15 protein-coding genes are annotated in these 25,694 nt (G+C 68.3%); 4 read left to right on the forward strand and 11 right to left on the reverse strand.

Annotated features, from left to right (window positions below; translation table 11 throughout):
- Positions 1-12: 12 nt before the first annotated feature.
- A complete protein-coding gene (locus AC1RUS_RS11395) occupies positions 13-1,593 on the reverse strand; it encodes a rhamnogalacturonidase (RefSeq protein WP_492916073.1) in 1,581 nt (526 codons plus the stop codon).
- 195 nt (positions 1,594-1,788) lie between these two features.
- Between AC1RUS_RS11395 and AC1RUS_RS11400 the strand changes: the two genes are divergently transcribed.
- The gene (locus AC1RUS_RS11400; protein WP_492916075.1) at positions 1,789-2,820 is read left to right on the forward strand and encodes a LacI family DNA-binding transcriptional regulator; all 1,032 of its coding nucleotides are present in this window, start codon (positions 1,789-1,791) and stop codon (positions 2,818-2,820) included.
- Positions 2,821-2,826: 6 nt separating this feature from the next.
- Here AC1RUS_RS11400 and AC1RUS_RS11405 read toward each other — a convergent pair whose 3' ends face one another.
- The 10 genes from AC1RUS_RS11405 to AC1RUS_RS11450 all read right to left on the reverse strand — a co-directional run bounded on the left by AC1RUS_RS11405 (position 2,827) and on the right by AC1RUS_RS11450 (position 20,773).
- Entirely contained in the window at positions 2,827-4,332 is a 1,506-nt protein-coding gene (locus tag AC1RUS_RS11405; protein ID WP_492916077.1) for a CehA/McbA family metallohydrolase domain-containing protein, read from the reverse strand.
- A 107-nt stretch (positions 4,333-4,439) separates the two neighbouring features.
- A complete protein-coding gene (locus AC1RUS_RS11410) occupies positions 4,440-7,331 on the reverse strand; it encodes a TonB-dependent receptor (RefSeq protein WP_492916079.1) in 2,892 nt (963 codons plus the stop codon).
- 112 nt (positions 7,332-7,443) lie between these two features.
- The gene (locus AC1RUS_RS11415) at positions 7,444-8,364 is read right to left on the reverse strand and encodes a FecR family protein (protein ID WP_492916081.1); all 921 of its coding nucleotides are present in this window, start codon (positions 8,362-8,364) and stop codon (positions 7,444-7,446) included.
- Entirely contained in the window at positions 8,361-8,864 is a 504-nt protein-coding gene (locus tag AC1RUS_RS11420; protein ID WP_492916083.1) for an RNA polymerase sigma factor, read from the reverse strand. Before AC1RUS_RS11420 ends, AC1RUS_RS11415 begins: the two co-directional genes overlap by 4 nt.
- A 103-nt stretch (positions 8,865-8,967) precedes the next feature.
- Positions 8,968-10,269, reverse strand: a complete 1,302-nt coding sequence (gene pelA, locus AC1RUS_RS11425; RefSeq protein WP_492916085.1) for a pectate lyase — start codon at positions 10,267-10,269, stop codon at positions 8,968-8,970.
- A gap of 22 nt (positions 10,270-10,291) precedes the next feature.
- Positions 10,292-12,538: a hypothetical protein gene (locus AC1RUS_RS11430; protein ID WP_492916087.1), complete on the reverse strand. Its 2,247-nt coding sequence runs from the start codon at positions 12,536-12,538 to the stop codon at positions 10,292-10,294.
- A gap of 166 nt (positions 12,539-12,704) precedes the next feature.
- On the reverse strand, positions 12,705-15,830 hold the full coding sequence (locus tag AC1RUS_RS11435) for a sugar-binding domain-containing protein (RefSeq protein WP_492916089.1): 3,126 nt from the start codon (positions 15,828-15,830) through the stop codon (positions 12,705-12,707).
- A 25-nt stretch (positions 15,831-15,855) separates the two neighbouring features.
- The gene (locus tag AC1RUS_RS11440; protein ID WP_492916091.1) at positions 15,856-16,146 is read right to left on the reverse strand and encodes an HU family DNA-binding protein; all 291 of its coding nucleotides are present in this window, start codon (positions 16,144-16,146) and stop codon (positions 15,856-15,858) included.
- Between the two features lie 37 nt (positions 16,147-16,183).
- A complete protein-coding gene (locus tag AC1RUS_RS11445) occupies positions 16,184-17,146 on the reverse strand; it encodes a pectinesterase family protein (protein WP_492916093.1) in 963 nt (320 codons plus the stop codon).
- A gap of 171 nt (positions 17,147-17,317) precedes the next feature.
- Positions 17,318-20,773, reverse strand: a complete 3,456-nt coding sequence (locus tag AC1RUS_RS11450) for a TonB-dependent receptor domain-containing protein (protein ID WP_492916095.1) — start codon at positions 20,771-20,773, stop codon at positions 17,318-17,320.
- Positions 20,774-21,073: 300 nt separating this feature from the next.
- Here AC1RUS_RS11450 and AC1RUS_RS11455 point away from each other — a divergent pair, with 300 nt between their 5' ends.
- The 3 genes from AC1RUS_RS11455 to AC1RUS_RS11465 are packed head-to-tail and all read left to right on the forward strand — an operon-like array spanning position 21,074 to position 25,684.
- Positions 21,074-21,670 carry an RNA polymerase sigma factor gene (locus tag AC1RUS_RS11455; RefSeq protein WP_492916097.1) on the forward strand — a complete coding sequence of 199 codons (597 nt, stop codon included), beginning with the start codon at positions 21,074-21,076 and terminating at the stop codon, positions 21,668-21,670.
- Complete coding sequence (locus tag AC1RUS_RS11460; protein WP_492916099.1) at positions 21,648-22,595, forward strand: FecR family protein; 948 nt, start codon at positions 21,648-21,650, stop codon at positions 22,593-22,595. The genes AC1RUS_RS11455 and AC1RUS_RS11460 overlap by 23 nt, the downstream gene beginning before the upstream one ends.
- Positions 22,592-25,684 carry a TonB-dependent receptor gene (locus AC1RUS_RS11465; RefSeq protein WP_492916101.1) on the forward strand — a complete coding sequence of 1,031 codons (3,093 nt, stop codon included), beginning with the start codon at positions 22,592-22,594 and terminating at the stop codon, positions 25,682-25,684. The genes AC1RUS_RS11460 and AC1RUS_RS11465 overlap by 4 nt, the downstream gene beginning before the upstream one ends.
- Positions 25,685-25,694: the final 10 nt, after the last annotated feature.

Below are 25,694 nucleotides of genomic sequence, written 5' to 3' on the forward strand. Positions count from 1 at the left end.
CAAGACCCGGACCTAGAAGGACTGGCTGGTCAGGCCGTCGATGCGACGATCCTCCAGCCAGCGGCTGCCGAACGACCGGAAGTTGGTGACCTGATCCAGCTTGAAGCCAGGCCCCTTGGGCAGGCGCAGCCGGAAGAAGTCGGCCTCCTCGACGTCGTTGAGCCAGAAGGCCGGGCGCGCGTCCGGGGCCTCGGTGACGATCTCGACGTTGCTCATCTCGATGTTGCGGGCGTGGCGGATGAAGAAGCCGCTGGCCGGCAGGTCGCCGAACATGTCCGGGTCCGGATAGGCCTTGTCGGCTTCGGGCGGCTGGCGCTGGGCCAGCTCGGCCGAGCCGCCGCCCAGGGAGTGGAAGTAGACGTCGCTGATCTTGACGTCCTCGACCGGATGACCGGCCACGCCAGCGATGATCGAGGGCTGCGGGGTCGCGCCATAACTGACGATGTTCTGGATCACGATGCGCCGCAGCTTGCCCACCGGAATCCCGGCCGGACCGCGCATGCGACTGCCCAGGCGCAGGAACAGCGGCGGGAAGCCCAGGCCGCGCATGGTGATGTTGCTGATGGCGATGTCTTCGGTCAGCGCGCCGTCCATCGTCTCCAGAGCGATGCCGTAGCAGTGGTCGAACACGCAGTTGGTGATGGTGACGTTCTTGAAGCCGCCGTTGGACTCGGTGCCCAGCTTGATGCGGCCATAGCCGTGGAAGCCCGGCGGCATGGTCTTCCACGTGCCGTCGATCACCGAGCCCATCTCGTAATTGCCGGTCAGGAAGCAGTCGGAGATCGTCAGGTTCTCGGTCGGACGAGCATAGCCCAGGGCGAACGAACTCTTGGGACAGATGCCGTCGTCCCACGGCGAGTTGATGGTGCAGTTGGTGACGCGGACATTGCGGCAGCAATCGATGTCGAGGCCGTCGCGGTTGGTGTCGACGATCAGGTTGTCGATGGTCATGTTGTCGACGCCGGTGGCTAGCAAGGCAAACCAGCCGCCTTGCAGGATCTTGAAGTCGCGCAGCAGCACGTTGCGGCAGTTCTTCAGGGCGATGGCCTTGTCGCCGACGCCGGGACCGGAGACGTCCGGCGGATCGTCCGGGAACCGGTGGCCGCGGGTCAGGCCCCTGCCCCAGATCAGGCCCGATCCGACGATGGCGATGTCGTGCAGCCCCTCGCCGAAGATCAGGCTGTTGTTCCAGTGGCTGTGACCATAGTCCTGATAGGCGTTGCCGGCGCCCGGACCCGGATCGTCATAGCCATTTGGCGCGACGCCGTTCGGCGCGGCCGCCAGGACCACCGCCCCTTCGCCCAGATGCAGGGTGACGCCGCTCTTCAGACGCAGGGTGTAGCAGGCGTAGGTTCCAGGCGGGAAATGTACGACGCCGCCGCCGAGCGCCGCCACATGGTCGATCGCCTTGTTGATGGCTGGAGAGTCTATGGTCGCGCCATCGCCGACCGCGCCGAAATCGCGGACGCTGACCGCGAGCAGAGCAGCGCCGGGCATGGCGGAGGACGGCGCGGCGGCCTTGGCGACGGGCGGCGCGAGCGCGGCGGAGCCTATCAGGCCGCCCAACATCAGCCCTCGTCTATCCATCGTCATCGCACCCTCCCAATCGCCCGTTTTTCGGGTCTGGGGCCATGCAAACAATCCGGCGGCGATCGTGTCAACGCGTTTTCGTTACCGGTATCATTTATTATGCCAGCGCTAGCAATAAGGCCAGAACGCTTAAAAGCGGTTGGGATTGCGATTTAGCCCCGTGCCGCTATTCCTTCCTGTCAAAGGGAGTCTCAGATCATGATCGGCGCCGATCCGGCCGCGAGCATTTCGGTGACGATCGACGACGTCGCCCGCGCCGCCGGCGTGTCGATCCGCACCGTCTCGCGCGTGCTCAACGACTCTCCGAAGGTGGGCGAGGAAACCCGTCTGGCGGTGCAGGCGATCATCACCGAGCTCGGCTACAGTCCCAGCTCCCGCGCCCGCGCCCTGGCCTCGGGCCGCTCCTATCTGATCGCCGTCGTGCAGGACGATCCCAACGCCCACGTGATCAGCGTCCTGCAACGCGGCATCGTCGAGGTCTGCTCCCAGCACGGCTACGAACTGGTGGTGCACCCGGTGCGCTTCAGCGATCCGGACGTGGCCCTGAACATCGAGAAGTTCGTCCAGCGCTCACGGGTCGACGGTCTGATCGTGCTGCCGCCGACCTCGGAGATCGCGTCCATCCCCGAGCGCCTGTCAGCCATGGGCGTGCCTTCGATCGGCATCGCCTCGATCGCCATGCCGTCCTATCCCTGCATGCTGATCAGCAACGAGCGCGCCGCGACGGCCGAGCTCGCGCGACATCTGCTCGACCTGGGCCACAGGCGCATCGCCATGATCGAGGGCCCGGCCCATTTCCGCTCGGCCCAGGAGCGCAAGGCCGGCTTCCTGAACGCATTGGACGCCTCGGGCCTGCCGCTGGAGCTGCACCTGCGCGACGGCGACTACGGCTTCGAGAGCGGCCTGGCCGCGGCCGCTTCACTGCTGGCCCTGGAACGGCCGCCGACCGCGATTTTCGCCTGCAACGACATCATGGCCGCGGCGGTCGTGAAGACGGCGCGGGAGACCGGGGTGTCGATACCCGACCAGCTTTCCGTGGCCGGCTTCGACGACGCTGACCTCGCCTCGATGACATCGCCGGCCCTGACCACCATCCGCCGCCCCCTGCGCGACATGGCCATGACCGCCACCCAGCAGCTGCTGGCGATGATCACTGAGCGTCAGCTGGGTATGCCCGACCAGACCGTGGGCCTCACCCTGGTCCGCCGCCAATCGACGGCACCGCTCTAGCCAGCCCTACTTTACAGACAGGAAGATCGGGTTGGCGTAGAACCACAGGTCCGACCACGGATCCTCGCCCAGCGGATCGGGCTGTGGCTCGAGCTCCGAACCGCTTGTGCCGCGCACCCGCACATAGCTGGATCGGCGCACGTCCTTGAGCACATAGACCATCGACAGCACCTCGCCCTCGCGCGCCCAACTGGCGGGGGTGAAGCTGCGGACGACACGGGTGGTGGGATTGAGGTCGAGCGCGCGGTCGGCCGCCGGACCCATGATGTCGCCCTGGATCAGGTCGATACGCGCGACCTGGGGCGAGAACCCGCCGAAGTTCTTGCCGGCCGGATCGCGCACGCGGATGACCACCGCCACGTCGCCACCCGTCGGAACCTGCAGCTCGCCGCCGATCTCCGCCTTGCGCGCGCCGTCGACGGTCATGGCCGTGACGTCGACCTCGGAGACCAGGTCGCCCAGCGTCACGAACACCCGGCCATTGCGCAGACCGTCCAGCACGTCGTCATAGGTGCGCGCGGCCTTTACATAGGTCTTGGAATATTCACCGGGCCAGAAGTCGCTGCCGCCGTCGGTATAGTGGCGGTGCGAGTCCGAGGTCGAGGTGATCCACCAGCGACGGCCCTCGCCCAGCATCGAGTCCCAGAACCCGCCCAGCCGCGCGGTCATCTGGTCGAAGCCGCCCAAGGTCGGCGAGCGCGAATAGCCGCCCCGATCGCCCTTGGGATCCAGCGTCCCATCGCGCTTGAGGCTCGAAGCCTGATGACCCGGCGCGCCCTCCATGCCAACGGCGACATCGGGCGCGGTGTCGTTCCAGTTCCGCAGTTCCGACGGCGAGACCAGTCCATAGCGTCCGACCTCGGTGGCGGTGCGCGAGGGGTGGTTGGCGATCACCACCGGCGGCCGGGGCAACGCTTTCATATGGCGCAGAGCGTCCAGCATGAAGGCTTCCTGGTCGCGCGCGGGATCGGCCGGCCAGGGTTCGCGGCGATTGTAGTTGCTCTCGATGCCGAACAGCGCGTCGCGCTCGGCGTCGGAGCGCGGCAGGATCACGCTGGAGTGCTCGGCCGCCGGCGTGTCCAGCTCCATGCCCCAGAACTGCAGCACGCCCTGCGTCTCGCGCCGCGAACGCACCAGCTCGGGATAGGCTTCGTCGCGGTTCAGCTTGGAATGGTTGGGGCCGCCGTGGTCGGTGGCGACCATCCAGGCCAGGCCGTGGCTGGCGGCCTGGCGGGCGTTGGTGGTGATGGGATTGCTGGCGTCCCCGGCCTTGACCAGCACCGGCGGCTGGCCCGGCTCGGCCGAGGGTTTCACCGAAACGCTGAACCAGCTGTGCACGTGGTGGTCGCCCGCCAGCCAGCGCCGCTCCGACGGCTTGGCCGGGCGGACGGGTTCGTGCTTGGGTGCGACCGGCTGGACGTGGTGGCCGGGGTGAGCCGCCACCGGAACCGGCGCGGCCGAAAACAGACCCAGGACGGCGATGAGGGCGGCGTTCGAAGACGTCTTTTGCATACTCACAGCCTCTACCGGCAAATCACGACACTCTGTCTTGGAGCTTCGCAAAAAAGCGACCCGCGCGAGGGCTCGCGCGGGTCAGTTCAGGGGATTGTCGGAAAGATCTAGAACTTGGCGCGCAAGCCCAGGCTCACGGTGCGGCCGTACTTGGTGTAGCCGCCGAACCAGCCGCCCTTGACGAACTGCCACTGGGCCGCGTCGGTCAGGTTCTGGGCCTCGACCGCCGCCGTGATCTGAGGCGTGATCTTGTAGCTGACGCTGGCGTCCAGCGAGCCGAAGGCGCTGTCGTTGAGCGCCGACAGGCCCGCCCCGCCGACGTCCTGCAGCACGTCGTCTACCCAGCTGTAGCTGGCGCGGGCCGCGAAGCGGTCCTTCTCGTAGAAGCCCGTGACGTTGAAGCTGTTCTTGGCGACATTGACCATCTCGTCCTTGAGGGTCGGCGAGTAGGTCGCTTCGGTGTCGGTGTAGGTATAGTTGGCCAGGAAGCCGAGGCCGTCGAACGGGGCCGGCAGGGCCTTGAACAGGTGCTGATAGGCCAGCTCGAAGCCCTTGATCGTCGCTTGGCCGCCATTGGTCGGCGAGGTCAGCTGATAGGTCTGGCCGTCGACGACGATGTTGGTCTTCTGGCTGTAAACGAAGGTCGTGATGTCCTTGTAGAAGGCGCCGGCGATCAGGGCGCTGCCGGGGGCGAAGTACCACTCGAGCGTCGCGTCATACTGCCAGGCCTCGAATGGCCGCAGCAGCGGATTGCCGCCGACCGCCGTCAGCACCGTGCCCGACGAGTTGAGCGTCAGGCGCGGCGCCAGATCCGCCAGTGACGGCCGGGTGATGACCTTGGCCGCCGCGACGTGCGCCTGCAGGGTGTCCGACAGCTCCAGAACGAAATTGGCCGTCGGCAGGACGTCCTCATAGGTCTTCTCGTAGCGGACCGGCGTCGCCGTCGTGCCGTTGTCGGCATAGCCGGCAGAGACCTGCTTGGTCTGCGCCAGGCGAACGCCGACCTGCCCTCGCAGGGCGGAGCCGAACAACTTGGAGTCAATGTCGGTCAGCGCGTAGGCCGCGCCGATGTCTTCCGACACATGATACGAATTGCGCTGGTCGGCGCGGGCCGTGCCCTTCTGGGTCTTGTCGGCCAGGGCCCAGAAGGCCGCTGGGTCGGGCATGGCCCAGGTGGTCGGGAGGGTTCCGTCGACGTCGCCCAGGAAGTCGCTGACGGGGAAGGCGTCGAAATACTCGGCGCCAAAATACTTGTTGGCCAGGTTGGTGGTGTAGTTGATGTCGGCGCGATTGTAGTCGCGCGAGCGCTCGCGGTACTTCACGCCGAATTGGACGCGCGTCAGCGGGCCCCACGCCACCGGACGCTCGGCGTCGAACTGGATGGCGGTCTCGTCGTCGGTCGAGTCGTTGATCCGCCACTCGATGCGACGGAACGGCAGCAGCGACGGATTGCTGAGATCGGCCGTCAGCAGCTTGACGCTGGGCACGGCGTCGTCATCGGCCTTGGTCATGGCGAACGTCGTCTGGCCGATCGTGCCCAAAAGACGCGTGCGGGTAATCGGGTTGGACGTCTCCGAATAGGCCCGCGCATAGGCGACGTCGGCGGTCAGAGTCCAGTCGTCCAGCTTCTGACGGATCTTGCCGGCCACCATCAGGTTGTCGTGAGCCAGGTCGCTGACCTCGCGGCCGATCTGGGTGGTCGAGGTTACCGTGCCGCCGACGAGAGTGTTGTCCTTGATCACCGCCGAGCCGGGAACCAGCGTCGCGACGTTCTGGTCCACCGAATAGGTCAGCTCGTCATAGTGGTCGTCCAGCTTGGTGTAGCTGGCGTCGAAGGTCACTTCGGTCTCTTCGCTCGGACGGTATTGCGCCGACAGCACCACGCCCTTGCGTTCGCGATCCTCGCGCTCGAGGGTCGGACGGATGGCGGTGGGATAGAGATTGATCCCTTGCGCGATCAGGCTCTTGCCCAGGGTCGTGGTCGGATCCGAATAGCTCCAGCCCACGCCGGTGATGCGGTCCTGGCGCAAGGTGCGCTGGTCATAGACCGCAGCGGCCAGCACGCCGAAGGTCTCGGCCTCGTTGGTCCAGCTGACCAGACCAGAAACGCGCGGATCGGTCTTGTCGGCCAGTTCGGGCATGCTGGCCGTTGCCGACAGGGCCACGGTGCTGCGACCCAGGTCCAGCGGGCGGAAGGTCTTGATGTCGACAACACCGCCGATCGCGCCTTCGTCCAGCGAGGCCAGCGGCGTCTTGCCCACTTCGACACCGGCCACCAGCTCGGACGGCAGGGTGTCGAAGCGGAACTGGCGGCCGCTCTGGCCGCTGTCGCGCATATTCTCGTTCACCGCGGCGCTGCGGCCGTTCAGGGTGACGATCTGGAAGTTCGGGCCCAGCCCCCGGACGCGGACGAATAGTCCCTCGCCTCGGTCGCGGGTGATGGCCACGCCCGGCACCCGCTGCAGGGCCTCGGCGATGTTGTTGGACGGGAACTTGCCGATATCCTCGGCCGAGATGCCGTCGACCACGTTGGTCGCCTTGCGCTTCTCCGACAACGCGCGGGCCAGCGAGTTGGCGAAGCCGCCGGTGACGACGATCTCCTCGACGGTGCTGGCAGCCTCCTGCGGCGCCTCGGCGAGCGGGGCGGCGGCTTCGGCGCGAGGCGCAGGCGCGGTCGAGATCTTCTGGACGGCCGGACGCAGGATGGCCGCGCCGCCGCTGCGGACATAGGTCAGGCCCGTGCCGCGCAACAGCTGGGTGAGGCCGGTCTCGACGTTCAGCTCGCCGTTGACGCCGCCGGTGCGCTTGCCCGCCAGCAGGGCCGGGTCGGCCAGGACCTGCATGCCGGTGGCGCGCGAGAAGGCCGGCAGGGCCGAGGCCAGGTCACCCGCCGGAATGGCCAGGACGGGCTTGGGCGCGGGCGCCGCCAGGGCGGGCGCGGCCGTCAGCAGGGCGACGGCGGAGGCCGCGCCGAGCAAGGTCCAGGTCTTGAAGGTCATCGCGTCATCCCCGAATTCGCGCGGCGCGTTCGCCGGCTTCGGCGGTGAAGACGTCGGTCGACGCCGATCCAGGACAGGGAATTTTGTGAAGTTTCCGCGACGCCGAGACGAGTCAGCGGGACAACGCCAGGCTTCCGGCCTGTTCGCGCACCTTGAAGCCGTGGACCAGGGCCAGGTTGCGGACCAGGACCTCGGGCTCGTCCAGGCGGAACCGCCCGGCCACGCGTCGGCGGCCGAGGGCGGGATCCTCGATGACGATCGGCGTCGTCGAGGCCCGGTTCAGCCGCTCGACCAGCCGCGCCAGCGTCACGCCGTCGGTCTCCAGCCAGCCTGAGCGCCAATCGTCCGCCAACGGATCAAAGGCGTGCGGACGCGAAAGCCGACCGGCCTTGGCGAAGGCCTGCTGGCCCGGCGTCAGGTCGGCGGTGCGGCGGATCAGGCCCGCCGGCGCCAGGCGCACTTTGCCGCGATGCACCGACAGCTCCAGCTTGCCATCGCCGCGCTCCAGGTCGAAGGCCGTGCCCAGCACCCGGGCCGAGCCCTCCGGCGCGCTGACCGTGAAGGGGCGCGCGGCGTCGTGGGCGACATCGAAATAGGCCTCGCCGGCGACGAGGCGGACCGCGCGTCGATGCGCGCCGATCCGCGCCTCCAGCGTGGTGGCGCCGTCTAGGGTCACCTTTGAGCCGTCGGCCAGGGCCACGGTGCGGATCCGGCCTGGCGCGGTCCGGAACGTCACGGGCTCCACGGTCATCAGTTGCAGCTGCGGCCAGGCGACGATCAGGGCGACCGCGCAGGCCGCCAGTCCCCCGGCAAAGGCCGCGATCGGCGCCCAGGCCGGCCGCCGGATCGAACGGCGCTGAACGCTGAGGGCCATGGCTTCGGTCAGGGCCGTGTCCTGGGCCGTGGTCCACAGGCGATCGAAGGCCTCTCCGTTGGCGGGATCCGCGCGCCAGGCGTCGAAGTCCTCGTCGCCTTCCTGGCGGTCGAGGCGACGCGCCACCCAGACGGCCGCTGCTTGTCGGGTCCGGCTCATGGGCGGCCTCCCGCGCGACGCTCGGCCTTGGCCATCTCGCGATGCAGCTGCTCCAGCGCCCGCACCACATGCTTTTCGACGGCCGCCTCGTTCATGTTCAGCTCGACGGCGATCTGACGGGTGGAGTGGCCGTGCAGCCGTCGCCGGATGAAAACGTCGCGCCGCAGCGGCGGCATGGCGTCCAGCGCCTTTCCGAACACCTCGACCTTCTGGCGATGCATCAGGATCTGCTCCGGTGCCGGGGCCTCGCAGGGAATGTCGTCGTCCAGCGCCTCGACCGCTCGGCGGCTGCGATGGCGGAAATGGTCGCGGACGAGGTTCAGCGCGATCCGGTAGCCCAGGGCCGCGCGATCGACGACCGTCCGCGCCCGCTCGTAGGTCATCAGGCGCAGCAGGGTTTCCTGCACCAGATCGTCGGCGGCGGCGGGATCGCGCGTGCGGCGGACGATGAAATGATAGAGGTCGTGGCGCTGGGCGCGCAGGCTGGCGAGATCGGTCATCCGCGCCCGCCATCGGCGCAGGCGAGACGAGCGGAAACAGGCGAGCCTCTCGAAACCATGAGCGGCGCCTAGCACGGGTTCATGACAGTTTCGCCCGCGCCGGTCAGGGCGCGGGGTGGGCGAGGCTCCATTTGGCGTAGAGATCCAGCGCCTTGCCGGGGCCTGTCCCGTACCAGGCATAGCCCTTGCGGCGCTCGGGCGAGAGATCGTCGGAGTCGTCGTGCAGGGTCTTGTCGCGATCGCCGAACACCGGCTTGCCGCTGTCCATGGCGTAGAACCGGGCCCAGACCGGCGGCGCGTCGGGCTTGTCGACCAGATGGCGGCCGGTCGGGGAGTCGGCCCAGGCCTTGTCGCGCAGGGCCGCGGCCTTCAGCCAGGCGATCCCGTCATGGACGGCCGACACCTCGGCCGGCGACGGCTTGGGCAGTTCCATCAGATAGACCAGCAGATCGGCGCTCTCGGCGCTCGACAGCGCCGCCGGCTCGAAATTGCGCCCCGCCACGGGCTTCAGGGTCAGGGCGTCGTGCTGCTGCCCCCACACGGTCCGGCGACCACCGACGCGGATCTGGGCCGCCAGGATGCAGGCCCGCCCCCGGCCGGCCGCCGCGCGCGCCTCCGACCGCAGTTCGGCCGGCACGAAGGCGTAGGCCGCCTCGCCCTCGCCGACCTCGGTCAGCAACGAGACCGCCTCGGAAACCGCATTGTCGTTGAAGGTGACCGCGTCATGATAGCCGCCCTCCAGGGGCCAGACCTGGGGCCAGCCGCCGTTGGGAAACTGGGCGGCCAGCAGGTAGCGGACACCGCGCAGGAAGCTGGCCCGCCAGGCCTTGCCGTCCTCGCCCGGCGCCTGGTCGATCACCTTGGCCAGGAAGCGCAGTTCGGTGATCGTGGCGTTGTTGTCGAGCGTGCCGACATAACCCCAGCTGGGATCGCGGGCGGCGTCGAAATCAGCCTCGCCCAGGTGCTTGGAGTTGTTGTCGGCGCCATAGGCCTGGCCCGGCAAGCGCAGCTCGCCGGCGCGGTTCTGGTTCTTGCTCCAGCCGCCCGCCGGGGTCTGGAAGCTGACGATCACATCGGCCACATGGCGCGCCTCGGCGCTGGCGTACCAGGCCGGCTCGCGGTTCAGCGGCATGCCGTTGCCCTGGCCGCCGTGAGCGGTCTCGGGCAGAGGCGGCGGTGTCGCGCCAGGCGCCAGCTCGGCGGCGAGAGCGGCGCGGTCGGCCCGCTCCTGGGCCTCGGATCGAGCGAGATAGCGCTTCCAGGCCGCCTGCTCGCCGGCCGGCAGGGCGGCCACCCTCGCCGTGTTCAACGGCGGAGCGGGACTGTTGATCCCGATCACCGCCGCCTGGGCTCCGGTCGCCACCAGGCTGGCGCCGGCCAGCAGCATCGCCATCCATCGGGTCATGTCGAACGCTCCGTACAAGGGATCACGGCAGAGGCTTGAAGCCCTCGGCCCGCACTGTCCACTGGCCATTTTTCGGGAAGCCTGGCGCGGGGCCGGACGAGCCGTCCCAACCGCCGGCCATCATCGCCACGGCGGCCAGCAGCGAGCCGTTGGACGGGAAATAGGTCTCGGCCGCGCGGCGATAGCCCGGACCGTCCGGCCCCGCCGCCTCACCCGACGCAGCCTTGGGCGCGAAGGCCTGGGCGTGTTCGTCCTGGTGCACGCGGGGCGTCATGCCCGACACGCCGAACTTGTTGTTCCTGGCGTCGTAGAACAGCCAGTCGACCGCCTTCTCCGGCTGGTTCAGCCGCGCGGCGGTCATGGCGATCATCGGATAGTCCCAGCCCCAGGTCTGGCGCAGGTCCCAGTCGGTCTCCACCGCCTTGAGGGTGCGCCGCATGGTCTCGCGATCCACGCTGCGTCCGGGCAGCAGGCCGTAGGCCATCAGGAATGAGGGGTGGTCGCGGTTCATGCACTTGGGATCGACGGCGTGGCCCGAGCAGTCGGTCGACCGGGCCACGTCCCAGAAGTCCGGCGTCGACTCGGCGGGCAGGTAGAGGCCGTCCTTGACCGCCAACGGGGCCAGACCGCGGATCACCGCATCCCACCCGGGCTTGCGAGCCAGACCGGCGCGCTCGCGCCAGGCCTGCGCCGTCTCCAGGCCCCAACGGTAATATTCCAGCTCGAAGGCCGGATTGAGGGTGGTGAAAGGGTCGTGGTTTTCCTGCACCGGGATGATCGGCGGGCCCAGGACGAAGCGGCCCTTGGCGTCGCGATGCGGGAAGCTGGCCAGCAGTTCGGCGGTCTCCGAGACCAGTTGGCCGTACCTCGCCAGGGTGGCCTTGGTGGGTTTGTCGCGCCAGATCAGCTCGGCCATGTAGATCGGATGCGGCTGCTGCCACATGATGAAGGGCGAGACCTTGCTGGGGCTGTCGACGCCGTCGGGGCCGACCATCTTGGGCCACCACGCGCCCTTCAGGCCATGGCTGGCGGCTCGGGCCTGGGCGTCCTTCAGGTGGCCCGAATACCAGGGCAGGCTGCGCTCCAGCAGTTCGGGTCGATTCCACAGCGCGAACTGACCGGCGTGCCACGGATGCATCTCGAGATGGAACTTGCCGTTCCAGCTGTTGGAGAACAGCCCCTCCTCCTGGGGCGGCACCTCGCCCGCGCCGTTCAAGGCCATCAGGTATTGCGACAGCACTACCCGCCGCTCCAGTTCGGCGGCGCGCGGATCGCGGCTGCCGCTGAAGTCGACGGCCGCACCCTGGGTCCAGAACGCCTTCCAGTGCTCGCGCACCGCCTGGTCGGCGGCGGCCTGGACGGGCAAGGGCGGCAGGGCGGCGCGCGAGAAGGCGACCTCCAGGCCCAGGGTCCGCCCCTTGGCCTTCGGCGCCACCTTGAAGGCGTGCGGACCGTCGGGCGTGAAGCTGGCGGCCTGCTCGGTGCGCAAGGCGGCGAAATAGCGGGTCTGGTCGATCTGGCGGCTGACGCTCAGGCTCGTCGGGCCCTGCCCCGTCACCGTGGTGACGTGCGCCGACGGGTTGGACCAGTCGGAGGGATCGGGATTGAGGGTCTTCGACACGCCCGGGAACTTCACCGACAGGCCAAGCCGTCCCTGAGCGACCAGGGCGGAGTCGATATCGACCACGATCATGTCCAGCACCGGATGCACGCGCGTGCGCACCGTCACCGCCTCGCCGTCATAGACGAAGCGGCTGGTCAGCACGCCGGTCCACAGGTCCAGGGTCTGCTCGGTCTGCTGGATCTGATCGAAGGCGGCCGGCGCGCCGGACTTCGAACGCAGGTCCAGGGCGACGCGTCCCAGCGAGAAGCGGTGCGGGTTCTCGCGCAGCCAGGCCAGGGCCGGACGGGCCTCGGCCTCGTTCCAGTCCTTCATATAGGCGAAGGGCTGCTTGATCCCGCGAACGTCGATGGGCGTCGTGCCATCGGCATAGGTGTAGCCGTTGGGATTGGGAAAGCTGTGCCAGGCCCACTGAGCCTCGGTCAGCAGCGGCGCAAGGCCGGAATAGGCCTCGGGAAAGGTCTGCAGGCCGGTGATGTCGGCGGTGAAGCCGATATTGCCGTTGCCCACCATCAGCGGCGCGGAGGGATCGACCTTCGTCAGCCGCACATCATGTCGGCTGACCAGGGCGTGGCGATCGATGGGCTGGGCGAGGGCCGGCGCCGCGAGGACAAGAAGGGCCAGTCCGGCCAAAAGCGCGCGTCGCATCGTCTACTCCCGAACTCTTGTGTCTTTGATGGCACGCAAGCTTCGCCGCGGCGACAGGCCTTACGGCTCTGCCCTAGCGCGCTCTTTGTTTCATTTTATAGGAATATTTCTCATATTGTGAAAGCCAGAACCCGCGCATTTCCGTCGTGGCCCAAAGCCGGGTTCGCTAGACCTCGGCCAGCCACCCGATCGCGTTCGTCAGCCAACGGCGTTGCAACGGCGCGACCATGTCGGGCAGGCGATGGACCAGCACGCGCATGCCGTCCTTGCGGGCGACGAAGCTGGCCGCGCCGTTCTGGCGGTCATGGTCGCGGCTGTAGGCGGCGATGACCTCCAGCCCTTCGCCTTCTATCAGCAAGCCGTTGGACGGCTGGCCCTCGACTTGATGCAGGACGCTCATCGCGCGGTCCGCGGGAACGCCGGCGAACGTCGCGTGTGAGCGGACGTAGTTCCAGTTGCCCATCCAAGGCGCCCGCAGGCCGCCCACCTGACCAGCATAAGCGAAGAGGCCCAGCCCCGCGAGTTGCCTGGCCACCCCCTCGGCCAAGCCGTCTTCCTGGACCATGGCCAGCAGCGGCGTCCCGGCCTTCACGGCGGCCAGCACCTCGGGCGGCAGCTCGCCCAGCACCAGCGCTGGCTTCTCGCCCTTCTTCGGCTGAGCCTCCAGGCCGGTCTCCTCGCCGACCTGCCGACGGGCGATCTCGTCGCTCTTCAGGCCCGAGGCGATGACGCCGTCATAGCGGACGCTGGGCCTGAAATCCTCGACCGAGACGTTCGGCGTCGCTTCCAGCTGAATGCGCAGGGTCTTGGCGATGCCCGACACGCCCAGCCGCAGCTTGCGCGCCGGCGGCACGCCCGGCCCGGTCGCCCACAGTTCGCGCTCGGAGACCACTTCGCCGAGCGAGACCTTCAACCGGTGCAGGCCCTCTCGCGCCAAGGCGGGCGTTCGGAGGCGCTCGGCGACCAGATAGCTGAACTGGTCCGGCGACTGAGTCGGCGCGGGATAGCGTCCGACCACCGCCTCGCCCCCGTTGGATGAGATGAGACTGACGACGATCTCGCCGCTGGCCGGCTTGCCGGTGTCGTTGAGCAGGTAGAGATCGAGTTCGGCCGCCTCGCCTGTCGCATAGGCCAACCGGCGGGGCTTGGCGATCGCCATCACTGGCCGCAGACTTTGGCTCAGCAGGGTCGGGTCAGCCTTGAAGTAGCGCAGGGCGTCGACGATGCCCGAATGGTTCTCGATCGCCGTGGTCTCCCATCCCGAGATGGCGGCGACGTCGACGGTGTCGCCTATCCGGATGTTCTCCAGGTAATTGCGCCAGGACTCGTAGGCCTTGGCGCCGATCGACAGGAACAGGCCCTCGGTGGTCGGGAACGCCTTGCGGAAGTTCCAGCGATCCAGATAGGCGCTGGTCTTCTCGACGATGACCTTGTGATCCTCCAGATCGTAGCTCTTGCCGCCGTGGGCCAGGATGTCGGCGACCATCTTCACGTGGTTGTCGGCCACCGCACAGCCCTGCATCTCGCCGAACTCGACGATGAACGGCTTGCCGGTCTGGCGATGGATGTAATCGTCCTTGGACTGATAGAACTTGTCGTACCACTGGTCGCCGGCGCCCTGGTGCTCCACCCACCAGCCGCCCCATTCCTCGACGTCCGAGCGGTAGTAGTGGTCGCTGTAGGGCAGATACATCGCCTGGGCCGCGCCGCGCTTGACGAAGCCGTCGTTTAGGATGACCGCCCGGCTGGGATCGATATCGTGGATCGCCTTCAGAACCGCCTGGACGTCGGGATTGGCCAGGTTCGCGCCGATCTCGTTCTGCAAGGTGTACTGGACCAGCGACGGATGCGAGCGGAACGCCCGGGCCATAGCCTGGCATTTCTCGACCATGAACTGGCGGCTAAAGGCGTCGGCGGCCGACAGGCTTTCGCCGGGCTTGAGGTCGCGGCCCACGGCGTGGCGGCCGCCGCCGGGCTCCATCACCCGCAGCAACCCCATCTCGTCCATGGCCGCGAAGACCTCGGGCTTGCCGACGTTGCGGTGGAAATGCAGCGCGTTGAGTCCCAGGGTCTTGGCCGAGGTCACCTCGCGCCGCGCCAGCTCCGGCGTCGGCCACAGACCATTATAGCCCCAATAACCCCAGGAGATCGCCGAATAGAGCCGCACGCGACGGCCGTTCAAGCGCAGCAGGGCGTCGCTCCCGACGCCGTCGACGCCGAACCAGCGGAAGCCGAAGCGGACCTCGCGCGTATCGACCTCGCCCTTACGCTCGCTCCAACGGAACCGCAGGCGGTAGAGATTGGGCGTGTCCAGGTCCCAGAGCTTGGCGCTGGGCGCGTAGACCGTGAACCGCGCGCGCAGACGGTTGGGCGCCAAGGCTTGCAGGTCTTCCAGCCGGATGTCGGCGGCGACCAGACCGCCAGAGCGGTCGTCGAAAAGTTCCAGCCCGGCCTTGCGGCGCAGCGTCGCGAGCTTGGCCGGGCTGATCGCGTTCTCCAGCGCGATGTCCATAAAGCCCGTGACCCGGCGTGGTTCCGGCGTGTTGAGCACCCAGGCGTCATCGATCCGCGCCGACAGCGGATGCAGGCTCAGCGTCAGGCCCCGATCCAGGCCGCCGAACCCATGCGAGGCGAACAGCTTCACCTTGCCCCAGGCCATGGTGGTGCTGTCGCGCCAGTCGAACCGGCCGCCGGGATTGGTGATGCGGATGGCCAGCCGGTTGGCCTCGCCGGGCCGCATGGCGGCGGTAAGATCGCAGCTGAACGGCAGCTCCGACATGATCGAATAGCCAACCAGCCGTTCGTTCAGGAACACCTCGGCCCGCAGGCGCGCGCCGCGCAGGTTCAGCATCACCCGCTTGCCCTTGGCGGACGCGGGAATGTCGATCGCCTTCGACCACCACGACACGCCCTTGTAGGCGCCGTAGCGCGGCACGTCGTCGTCCTCGGCGTAGCGATACTCGTCGGCGCCATAAGGGCGCGTGCCGAACGCGCCCCACAGGTGCTGCTCGACCGTGGTCGGCAACTGGACAGTCAGGGCGTCCGGCGCGGCCAGGCTCGCCCAGCCGCCGGTCGGCGGATTGACCGGCAGGGTCGCGAGGTCGACTGCGCTGGGCAGGTGGATCGCGTCGTCCTTCCACGGCGCGGCCTGGTCGATCCACAGCCGCCAGCCGTCGTCTGCGATCGCCAGCACGTCCCGGGAGCTTGCCCCATCGGCCAAGGCCGAGGCGGGCGCGAGCGCGGCCGCGGCGACGCCGCTGGTCGCCAGGAACTGTCGGCGGCTGAAATCCATCTTACTCTGTCCTGGTTGGCGGTCGTCAGCCGTTGTCGGCGTTCAGGTCGCTGAGCAGCAACCTGTCGGGCTGGAAGACCACGATGCGCTCGCCGCCAAGAATGGCGGTCTGGCCGTTGCGGGGATTGGTGACGCCATAGCGCCGGCGATCGCGCACCGACAGCCGGCCGACACCCGGCACGATCACGCTGTCACCCGAAAGCAGCGCGTCGCGGATGCGGGCGACCAGCGAGCTGGCCAGCATGTCGACCAATTCGTTGTCGAGCGTCCGGGTCGCATCGGCCAGGGGATGAAGAACCTTTCCGCCAACCAGCATTCTCAGGCCTCCCTCATGCAAAACGGTCACGTCCCGATCAGGGCCGCCAGGGATCGGCGCCGCCGAAGAACCGCTTGCGGCTCCAGGCCTTGGCCTCGGTCTTGGAGAGCTGTCGACTGCGCGGCGCGCGGGTCGACGGGCTGGCGCCAGGTCCGGTGGAGGCGAACTCCAGATAGGTCGCGGTCGAGAAGGTGTCGGTCTTGCCCGGCGTCCATTCGCGCCAGCCCTCGGGATGCAGGGCCGCGTCGATGCGGGTGCGCAGGAAGACCACAGTGGCGTAGGGCCGCCAGGCGCGGCCGAAATAGAGGTTCTTCACGCGCGGGTCGGCGGTGATCCGGCAGCGATCGAAGACATAGGCGCTGTCCTGATCCGGCGTCAGCTTGCTCTGGGCGGTGATCATCACGTCGTCATGGGCGATGCCGTGGATGTGGCAGCGTTCGAACAGCGCCTTGGCGTCGCCGAAGATGAAGTCGACATGGCCCTCGACATAGCAGTCGCGAAAGAGTTGGCGGCTGGGCTTGCCCTTCTTGCTGGCGGCGTAGAGCGTGTCCTGGGCGCCCAGCAGACGCACCTTGTCGAGCACCGCGCGATCGGCCGTGATCGCCAGGGCCACGGCCTGGGACGGGCGCTCGTCGCGCAGGTGGTAGTCGTTCTGGATCGTCAGGTTGCGGGCCCGAAAGCCGTCGCCGCTGACATTGACAGAGGACGATTTGAAGGTCCCGCCGGCCGTCAGGGCGCCGTCGCTCCAGACCAGCACCACGGCCTCGGGATTCTTGCCCTCGCCCAGCAGGCGCACGTCCGGCTTGGCCACGACCAGCTTCTCGCGATAGACGCCCGGCGCGATGCGGATCGTGCCGCCCTTGGCCGGCAGGGCGTCCACCGCCGCCTGGACGGTGGCGTAGGCGCCCTTACCGGAACCGCCCACATGCAGGTCGGCCGCGACAGCGGAGCCGGCTAGGCCGAAGAGCCAGGCCAGCAGGGCGAAGAACACGGATCGCATTGTCTTACTCACGGGATCGGATGGAGGCGAAGCGCGGCGTGCGTTTGAGTCAGTATAGTCTAACGAGGGCCCGGCCTGCCTCGCCCTTCAAAGGCGACGTCGAAGAAGAACAGGCGGCGCCGGGGAAGGACCGACGCCGCCCAAGTGACCTCCGGGAGGAGGTGTGGGGACCTAGAACTTGTAGCGAACGCCGACCCGGTAGTTCGGACCGCTGGCGCCGTACGACTGGATGACCGGGTCGCTGTAGCTGAAGCGTTCCGACTTCTCGTCGGTGATGTTCAGGGCCTCGAACGTGATGTTGACCTGCTTGATCGGCGAGTAGCGCATCGAGAAGTCGACATTGGTCGTCCCCTTCGAACCGCCGAACTCGTTGATCAGCGGGCTGTCGCACGCCGAACCGTTGGCCTGCAGGCCCGGATCGCAGTTGCCCGCCGTCAGCGGATAGGTCGTGTAGTAGGCGTCGCGCTTGGCCATCGAGACGCGGGCGTTGAACTTCTTGGTCTCGTAATAGACGGTGAAGTTCAGGCCCTTGGGCGAAGCGCCCAGCCAGGGGCCCTTGCCGTAGGTCGGCGGTTTGGTGACCACGCCGGTGCCGGCGGTCTGCGTGCCCGGATCGAGGATGTAGGTCAGCTCGGTGTCCAGCTTGGTCATGTTGAACTGGACGCCGAGGTTCTTGAAGTACCAGGGCAGGAAGGTCAGGTCCTGCTGGAAGTTGAACTCCCAGCCCTGCAGATAGCCGCCCGGCGCGTCGCGAACCTGACGAGCCAGCATGGTGTTGTCGGCGTCGATATAGGCGCGGCGCAGGACGTCCCCGCCGGTCAGGGCCGGGAACTGCAGCTTCAGCTGCTCGATCGCCTCGGCGTCCAGGAACTCCGACAGCGGCGCTTCGTAGAAGACCGTCTGCGGGAAGCTGTCGATGTCCTTGCGGAAATAGCCCAGGCTGATCAGGCCGCCCTCGGTGAAGTACCACTCGGCGGCGACGTCGAAGGCCTTGCCGCGGAACGGCGACAGCTTGGTGTTGCCGACGGTCAGGGTGCCGCCCGTCGAAGAGCCGTCGCCCGGGATGCTGATGCCGGTGATGGCCGGCGACAGGTTGCCCAGCAGCGGGCGGGCCATGACCTTGGCGGCGGCGACGCGGATATAGAGGTTGTCCCACGCTTCCCAGGTCAGGTTCGCCGACGGCAGGGTGTCGGTGTAGCTGTTCTCGCCGGTGATCTTGCGGCCGGCCGTGGTCTCGCCGACGGCCAGGACGTCGGTCTCGGCCTGACGGACGCCGACGTTGCCGAACAGGCGACGACCGCCCCAGACGTCGTAGTTGAAGCCGAACTGCACATAGTAGGACAGGTTCTTCTCGCCGACCTCGAACGAGGCCGAGCGGTTGCGCTTCCGGGTGATGCGGAAGTCGCCGTACTTGTTGATGCAGTTGCAGTCGAAGCCGAAGACGCTGCTGAACGCCTCGAGGTTCGGCGCGAAGAAGCTGGTCGTCGTTCCGGCCGGGACGTCCAGGCCCTGGCCGAAGTCGATCACCTGGCCCAGCGAGGCGACCGAGACCTTGGCTTCCTTCTCGGTCGGGTTCAGCAAGTCGCTGTTGCGCTCGTACTGGTCGGTCGAGAAGTTGAACTCGCGACGGGTGATGCCGCCCTTGATGGTCCAGTTGTCGTCAAGATCGTAGGTCAGGTCGATCTTGCCGCCCTTGTAGTCGTTGATCGTGGTGCGCTGGTAGTGGCGCATCGCCGAGAAGCCCTTGATGATCCCCCACTTGGCGGGATCGGCGGCGTTGAAGCCGGCGTCGAACTTGGGCATGCCCGTCGCGCCGCGCTCGTCGAAGACGAACGGCTCGGCGGCGTCCATGTAGTTGAACTCGACCAGGGTGCCCTTGTTCTTGTTTTCGGAACGCGACGCGCCGACCGAGACCTGGGCCTTGAAGCGGTCCGAGAACTCATGGTCGAGGTTCACCGACGCCTGGCGGAAGTCGGTGGTGTAGGCGCCCCGGTCGGCGCCCGAGCGCCAGTCGACATTGCCCAGCTTGATGTATTCGGCGTTCTGGCCGACCACGTCGACGTCCAGCACCTTGACCGACGGACGGCCGATCAGGTCGCCGCGGAACGGCAGCGACGAAGCCGGACCGGCGTAACCCGGCGACAGAGGGTTGGTGTAGTAGTCGTAGGCGTCGAGATTGTAGGGGTTGTAGCTGTAGGCGTAGCCCGCGAGCGGCGTCGTGCCGTTCATCGACTGGCCGCAGTCGGTGCCCGGGGTCAGGTCGGTCTCGTCGGCAAAGGTGCAGGTGCCGGGATAGAGCGCGCGACGCTGGGCGTCGGTCATGGCGGTGCCGGCGCGCGCCGTCGCCGTGGGCGTGTTGGCGCCGTACGAATAGCTGGCGTTGGTGTTGTTGCGGTTCAGGCCGACCGGGCCCAGCTGGTAGTTGGTGCTGACGCTGTCGAACTTCGAATAGAGGCCGTCCACCGACAGGCGGGTGCGTGAGCCCAGCTGCAGCTGGAACGAACCGGTCAGGCCCAGGCGCTCGGTCGAGACGTCGCGTTGCGAGATCGACGGCAAGGCCGGGAAACGGACCAGGGAGTTGTTGCAGCCCGGGCTGGTGGCGGTGAGGCCCGCAACGCCCGACGCGACCGTCGCGGCGCAATTCGGATAGAGCTTGGCGTAGGCTGCGGGATCCGAGCCCGTCATCTCGGCATAGGCGGCCGGGTTGGCCATCGGGTTGTAGTAGTTGGCCGGATTGGCCTTGTACGTGTCCAGAGCCGCGCCGGTCAGGGTGGTCGGGATCAGGGCGGTGAACACGGTGCCGGTCGGCGCCGCGAACCCGGCGCGGCCAGGCAGCTCGTCGCCCGTCCAGGTGCTGCCGCGATAGACATAGTCGGACGAGCCGGTGCCGCGCGCGTAGTTGTCGTCTTCGGAATTGCGCTTGGCGTAGGCTCCCGAGAGCAGGACCCCCATCTTGCCGTCGAACCACCGCTGCGAGACCAGCGCCGTGACGCGCGGACTGTGCTTCTTACCGTTGCGGTAATAGGAATCCTCGGCCGAGAAGGCCAAGGCGCTGTCCTTGTAGTCGAACGGCTTGCCGGTGATCAGGTCGACGGTCGCGCCCAGCGAGCCTTCATCGGCCTCGGCCGACGACGACTTGCGAACCCGCACCGAGCTGAACAGCTCCGAGGCGAAGGCGTTGAAGTCGAAGGCGCGCGAGCGGTTGGGGCTGCTGCCGGCGTCGTTCGCGCCGCCCGTCGACAGCGCTTCCATGTTGTTGATGCGAACGCGGCTGAAGTCGCCGCTCAGGCCGCGGACGCTGATCGTGCGCCCCTCGCCATTGTCGCGGTCGATCGAGATGCCGGGCAGGCGCTGGAGGGATTCTGCCAGGTTCGAATCCGGGAAGTCGGCGATGTCCTCGGCGTTGATCGCGTCGAGCATGACATCGGAGTTCTTCTTGACGTTCATCGCGCTGCGCAGCGAGGCGCGGTAGCCCGAGACCACCACCTCGCTGACGGTGTCAGCGGCGGGAGCCGCTGGCGCGGTCTGCGCGTGGACCTGCCCGGCCAGGGTCAGGCCAGCTGCGACGATCAGCGTTCGAATGGAAATGGTTGAAGCGCACATGACGGCGCGACGCGACGTAGACATCGTTTCCCTCCCTGTAGAGCGCGGCCCTTGGAGGCCGTCGTGACCGGCTTTTTGATACCGGTGTCATCTGACATAAGCATGTTGCGAAATGGTCGAAAAGGGGAAAAGTTACCGGTAACTTGATGACAACGTTAGACAAAAATTCCAATTTTGGAGGGCGACATAAACGACGATTTCACGCGCCCGATCCGCACGAAAAAACGTGAGATCTCCGAAATTTTCGACGGCGCATTGATCGGGAAGGGGATCGACCGCATCGTCCCGGCAAAATCGCAAGGCCGTGAAGGCCGGGGAGCGCCGGTGTCTAAGGCGGAGCGGCCACAGCTTCGAATCGTCGGGGGAGAGAGCTGGCGCGATCATCCCGCCTATTCGACGGTCTATGCCCGCGAGTGGCGCGACCTGTGCGCCTTCCTGCGCGCCAGGTTCGGACCAGGGCCGCCGGAACCCGAGGACATCGCCCAGCAGGCCTTCTTCAAGCTTGGCGAACAGACCGCCGACCGCGACCTGGAAAGCCCTCGCGCCTTCGTCTTCCGCATCGCCATCAACCTGATGCTGGACGGTCGCCGCCACCTGCAGCGCGTGCGCCAGGCGCTGGACACGTCCGCCCCCGTGCTGGAAGGCGAGGAGGATCCCGGGCTCGAAAGAGCCCTGATCGCCAAGCAGCAGGTCCGGCTGCTGGAGAAGGTGGTGGCCGGCCTGCCCGAACGGCATCGGCTCTATCTATCGGCCAACCGGATCGACGGGATCAGCTTCGCCGAGATCGCCCGACGCTTCGGCGTCTCGGAGTCCCTCGTGCGCAAGACCATCGACGAAGCCACGGCCGTCTGCCAGCGCGCCGTGCTTCATGGAACCATCGACTATCGAGGATTGTCGCGTGAACGAAGCCGTCGATCCTGATTCCGCCATCGGACGGCAAGCCCGGCAATGGGCCCTGGCCGTGGTGGGCGAGGACTTCCCACCCCAGCGCTCGACCCAGTTCCAGGCCTGGCTGAACGCCGACCCGCGCCACCTCTCCGCCTATGAGCAGGCCGAGCACACCCTGGTCCTGTTGTCCGAGATCAAGGTCCCGGCGCGAGCGGCCCGGCGGATCGCGCCCCGGGTCTGGGCGGGCATGGCCGTGGCCGCCAGCCTCGCCGTCGGCGTGGTTCTGGCGCTGCCGCCGGCCGCCCAGGAGACCGCGCCCGGCGAGAGCCGCCAGATCGACCTGCCCGACGGCAGCCACGCCAGCCTCGCGCCCGGCTCCAGCCTGAGGCCCGCATCCCGTTTCTCCCGCCGCGCCTATGTCCTGCAGCGCGGCGAAGCCTTCTTCGAAGTCGCCCGCGCCGAGGGACGTCCGTTCACCGTGGCGGCCGGCGAGGCCAAGGTCCGCGTCCTGGGCACCCGCTTCGACGTCCATCGCGGCGAGAGCGGCCGGGTCAGGGTCGAGGTCGAACAGGGTCTGGTCGAGGTGTCGCGGCCACGCGCCGGCGACACGCCGGCCTCCGCACGCCTGGGCGCCGGACAGGGCGCCGTGCTCGACGCCTCCGGCGTGCTGACCTCTCCCCTGGCCGATGCGGATCAGGCCGGCGCCTGGCGCCGGGGCCGCATGACCTATGTCGCCACGCCGCTGGGCGATGTGGTCGCCGACCTCAACCGACAGGGCCTGGTCCGACTGAGGATCGCGCCCGGCGCGGCGTCGCTGAAGGTGACGGCTGGCTTCGCCGCCGACCAGACGGAGCGGTTCGTGGCCAGCCTGCCGGCGAGCCTTCCGGTGAAGGTCACGACGGGCGCCGATGGCGTTCTCGACATCACGCGCGCCGAGCCTCGCGCCCTGCGCCGATGACCTTCCGGACAGCGGTCGGCTCTGCGGCGACCCTCGCCGCGCTCGCCCTGGCGACGCAGGCGACCGCCGCGCCGCGTTCGGCCGTCTATGCGTTCAGCCAGCCCCGCCAGCCCCTGTCGACGGCGCTGTTGACCCTGTCCGACCGCACCGGCCTGATGGTGATCGCCCCCGACGCCCTGATCTCCGGACGATCCGCGCCAGCCCTGACCGGACGGATGACGGCCGAGGCGGCGCTGGCGAAACTGCTGGCCGACGCGCCTCTGGGGTTCTCCATCACGCCCGGCGGCGCGGTCAGCATCTTCGCGGCTCGGCCGATCGCCCGCGCCGCGCCACCGCCAACCAGACCTCCGCAGTCGACGCCTACGGACGACACGCCATCGCTGATGCCGCCAGTCAGGGTCACGGCGATCCGGCTGGCCGACGCGCCGCTCAGCCTCAAGCGCACGACGCCCGCGCCGATCGACATTCTGACGGAAGAGGACATTGCGCGATCCGACGTCGACGGCCTGGGCGACGCCATGCGGCAGCTGCCGGGCGCCGCGCCCCTGTCAGACGCCGGCGAAACCCGGCAGGTCGCCGTGCGCGGCGCAGCCTCGCGGTTCACCCGGGTGCGCCTGAACGGCATGGAGACCCTGGCCACCTTCGGCGGGGCCAACGCCGGCGGCGGCACCAATCGCGGCCGGGGGTTCGACTACAACGTCTTCGCGGCCGACCTTTTCCGGCAGATCCGGCTGCAGAAGACCGCCTCGGCCGACATCGACGAAGGCTCGCTGGGCGCGACGGTCGACCTGCGCACCCGCTCCCCCTTCGACCTGCCCCGGCGCAGCGCCATGATCCAGGTCGAGCAGGGCTATAACAGCCGGTCCCATCGTTTCGTCCCGCGCGCGGCTGTCGTGTTGTCCAGGCGTAGCGCCGACGATCGCGCCGGCCTGCTGGTCTCGGCCAGCTATTCGCGACGCTCGATGCTCGACACCGGCACCAACGCCGGCCAGTGGCAGTCGGGCGACGCCCTCGCGCCTGGCTTCGGCTCCGCCACCAGCCCCGTCGGCCTGGCGGCGGTCAACGCGGCCCTGCATGCCCGCATCCCGCGCCTGGAGCTGATCGACATCGACCAGACCCGGCTGGGCCTGACCGCCGCCGCCGAGTGGCGGCCGTCCGACCGCACGCGCGTGTCGCTGGACCTGATCTATTCCACGCTGCGCTCGACCCGCGACGAGTTCCTGCTGGAAAGCTTCACCTTCCGCACGGCGGGTCCTTGCGCGGCTCCGGCCTCGCCCGCCTGCGGGATCAATGCGGTGAACGTCGCGGAGGCGGTGATTCAGACGCCGCGCCCCGGCCTGCCGGTGCTGATCGCCGGAACCTTCGACAATGTCGACGTCAAGTCCGAGGCCCGTCACGACGAGCTCAGCACCATCTTCCGGCAAGCCACCCTGTCGGCCGAACAGGACCTCGGCCGAGGCGTCCGGGCCAAGGCCCTGCTGGGCTTCAGCCGCTCGGACTTCAGCAATCCCGTGCAGGACACGCTGCATCTGGACCAATACGACGTGCAGGGCTTCCGCTACGACTTCCGCCACGCCGCCCAGCCGGTGATCGACTTCGGAAGCGCCGCGCTCGACAGGGCTCCGGCCTGGTCGCTGGCCGAGTTTCGGGTCGACCCCAACTGGGTCGACAACAGCTTCAAGACCGCCAGCCTCGACCTCAAAGGCCCGATCGACCAGCTCGAGTGGCAGGCCGGCCTGCTCTACAAGGACTACCACACTCAGGGCTCGGCGCTCTCGCGCTCGGACGGCGGCATCGCCAGCCTCAACACCGTGATCCCCCCAGCGCTGAGCGCGATTGATCTGTCGACCTATGCCAGGCTGGTCGGTGGCGGGGTCTCGTTCGGCGTCCTCGATCCGCCTGGCACCTGGCTGGCCCCGGACGTGCGGACGGCGATCGCCGCCTTCCAGCGACAGTGCGGCGGCGGGGGATGCGAAGCCTTCCGCCTCAGCGTGGGCCCTGTCGCGGCCTTGAACTACGCGGTGGGCGAGCGCGACCTGGCCGTCTACGCGCAGTTGGCCTTGCCCCGAACGTCGGGCCGCCGGGTCTGGGGCGATGTCGGCGCGCGGCTGGTGCAGACCGAGCAGAGCTCCACCGGCCTGGAGGTCACCGCCGGCGGCGGGCTGGCCGTCTTGACGGCCAAGCGCACCTATCAGGACCTCCTGCCCTCGCTGAACCTCGTCTGGGAACCCGCCGAGACCGTGACCGTCCGCCTGGGCGCGGCGCGGGTGATGGCCCGGCCCGACCTGCGCAGCCTGCGTCCCGGCGTCACGCTGTCGACCACCAGCTGGAAGGTGATCTCGGCTGGCAATCCCGACCTGCGCCCCACCCGCGCCACCACGCTGGACGCTGCGATCGAGTGGGACTTCGCCCCGGGCGCGGCGCTGTCCGTGGCCGCCTATCACAAGTCGATCGCGTCCTCGACGCAGTCCACCGTCACTCGGCCCGCGCTGTTCTCGACCAACTCCTACGGCTTGCCCGACAGCGTCGCGGTCCTGGCCTGCGGCGGCGCGATCGGCTGCGACCCGGCCCTGCCGATCTGGCAGTTCATCAAGCCCGTCAACGCCGGGCCGGGCGCGCTCAACGGCCTGGAGGTCAGCCTGGTCACCCCGTTGGGAGCGCCCGGAACCCGCCTGGCGTCGTGGCGGCTGCAGGCCAGCGGCGCCTATACCCGCACCCGGATCGATTATCTCGACCCGGACGGCGAGATCTGGCCCGCGGAGGACGCTTTGGGCGGGCCGCGCGCGACGATGAGCATGGCGCTCGCCTATCAAGGCAGCCGCCTGGACGCCCGCCTGGCCGTCAATCATCGAAGCCGCTACCTGACCGCGATCCCCGCCCCGACCGGCGGCGACGCCGACGGCGTCAGCGCCCTGACGACGATGGAAGCCTCGGCGCGGTGGACGGTGTCCAGCCGTCTGATCCTGACCCTGCAGGGCTCGAACCTGACCAACGCGGCGCAGCGGCAATTCACCGATCGCACCGAGATTCCCAATTACCAGCACCGCACTGGCCGCGAGATCCGGGCGGGGCTCAAATACAAGCTCTAGGAGGACTTCG

It is taken from the genome of Caulobacter sp. GW821-FHT10F06 (assembly GCF_058809215.1).